General features: G+C 30.1%; 2 protein-coding genes. Both read left to right on the forward strand.

Annotated elements, in window-relative coordinates:
* The first annotated feature begins 137 nt into the window (after positions 1–137).
* On the forward strand, positions 138–1,043 hold the full coding sequence (locus CJF42_RS25680; RefSeq protein ID WP_095369327.1) for an AAA family ATPase: 906 nt from the start codon (positions 138–140) through the stop codon (positions 1,041–1,043).
* Between the two features lie 275 nt (positions 1,044–1,318).
* The coding region (locus CJF42_RS25685) for a DUF58 domain-containing protein (protein ID WP_141235688.1) at positions 1,319–1,900 on the forward strand (582 nt) is incomplete at its 3' end.

A 1,900-nucleotide genomic window follows, 5' to 3' on the forward strand; every position in this document is an offset into this window, starting at 1 on the left:
CAACACACATGTAAATGTCCAATACTACCGAGTATCGGACATTGTTGAGATTTGTTGATAATTAGAAAATGATTATCTTGAGCTTATATTATTGTTAGATTAGTATTTATGTTAATTATCATTTGTTGTATCAATTTATGAATTCAATAATAAACTCTGTATTAATTGACATTTCTACGGTTATCTTTGGTAAAGAAAAACAAATAAAGTTAGCTATTTCCTGTTTATTAGCTGAAGGTCATTTATTAATTGAAGATTTACCGGGTATGGGTAAAACATCTTTATCTCATGCTTTAGCAATATCGCTCGGACTTTCATATCAACGAATTCAATTTACCAGTGACTTATTGCCATCTGATATTATTGGTACATCAATTTTTGATATCAAAACCCAAGCCTTTAGTTTTCATAAAGGTCCTATTTTTAGTCAAGTCATTTTAGCTGATGAAATAAATCGTGCAGGACCAAAAACTCAAAGTGCTCTACTTGAAGCTATGGAAGAAAATCAAGTGAGTGTTGATGCCCATAGTTACTTATTACCGCAACCGTTTTTTGTAATTGCAACACAAAACCCAATTCACCAAGTTGGTACTTATCCATTACCAGAATCACAATTAGATAGGTTTTTAATGAGGATCACTCTTGGATATCCTAGTATTGAGGCTGAAAAAAAGATAATCCTGGGTATAGATAATAATATAAAAAAAATACAATCAAGATTTAAACCAAATCAATTCAATCAACTACAAAACTTAGTTAAAAAAATCAAACTAAGTGAACCCGTACTTGATTATATTTTATCATTAGTTAATCACAGTCGATTAGCTGGTAGATATCCTATGCCTTTATCTCCAAGAGCAAGTATTGCACTTAGTCGAGCTGCGCAAGCATGGGCATTTATTAGTGGACGAGATTATGTTACACCCGATGATATACAAACAATTTTTCCATGTGTTGTTGAGCATAGGCTTAATGTGAACTCTGGGATCAACCAAGGTGACCTTGCATTAGAATTACTTAAAGAAGTTAAAGTGCCAGTTTAAATGAAGATAATACTTAAGGAATTAAAGCAAAAGTTAAATCTATTTTTTAATAAAATACTATTCAAAAGAAAGCATAATAAATCTCAATTAGTACTTAAACATCATAATATTTATGTAGTCCCCTCTAAATTTGGCTTAGCGTTTTTATTTTTTAATATTTTAATATTTTAATATTTATATTAGGTAGTAATTACCAAAACAACCTTATTCTATTAAGTGCGTATTTGTTAATTTCATTTTTTATCATCTGTATTTTACAAAGCTATTTTAATTTAATGAGTACATATATATCATTTTTAGATACGGAAGATGGTATCGAAAAAACGGGTTACGCTTTATCATTTATTATATCTAATCCTAATAATGCATATAGTCTAATAATTCAATCTCAAAATAATCAAACATTTATTGATACAATTAATCAGGATAAAAAATGCATTAAGTTACAAGTTTCAGGACTGAGTCGCGGTAAACACAAAGTTGCACGAATTAAAATTTTGTCTCGATATCCATTTGGTTTAATGTCGGTATGGAGTTATTGTATTTTTCCAAAGTCGGTGTACATCTACCCTACTCCTTTAGCAATTACCTCTCATTGTAAAAGCTTTTCCGATGGTAAAGATGAAACAGAAACTGATTCTATAAAAGGGTCAAACGATTTTTATGCCATTAGAGAACATCAATCAGGTGAAAGCTTTTCACGTATCTCATGGAAACATTATGCAAAAACCCAACAATTTCTCGTTAAAGAGTTTTCAGAGTCATATTCGAGGGATTATAATTTTAACCTTGAAGATATGCCTGGAGACTTTGAAAATAAACTAAGTCATTTAAGTTGCATAATAACCTCAGCTTTG

This window comes from Pseudoalteromonas sp. NBT06-2 (genome assembly GCF_002276045.1).
Lineage (GTDB): Bacteria > Pseudomonadota > Gammaproteobacteria > Enterobacterales > Alteromonadaceae > Pseudoalteromonas.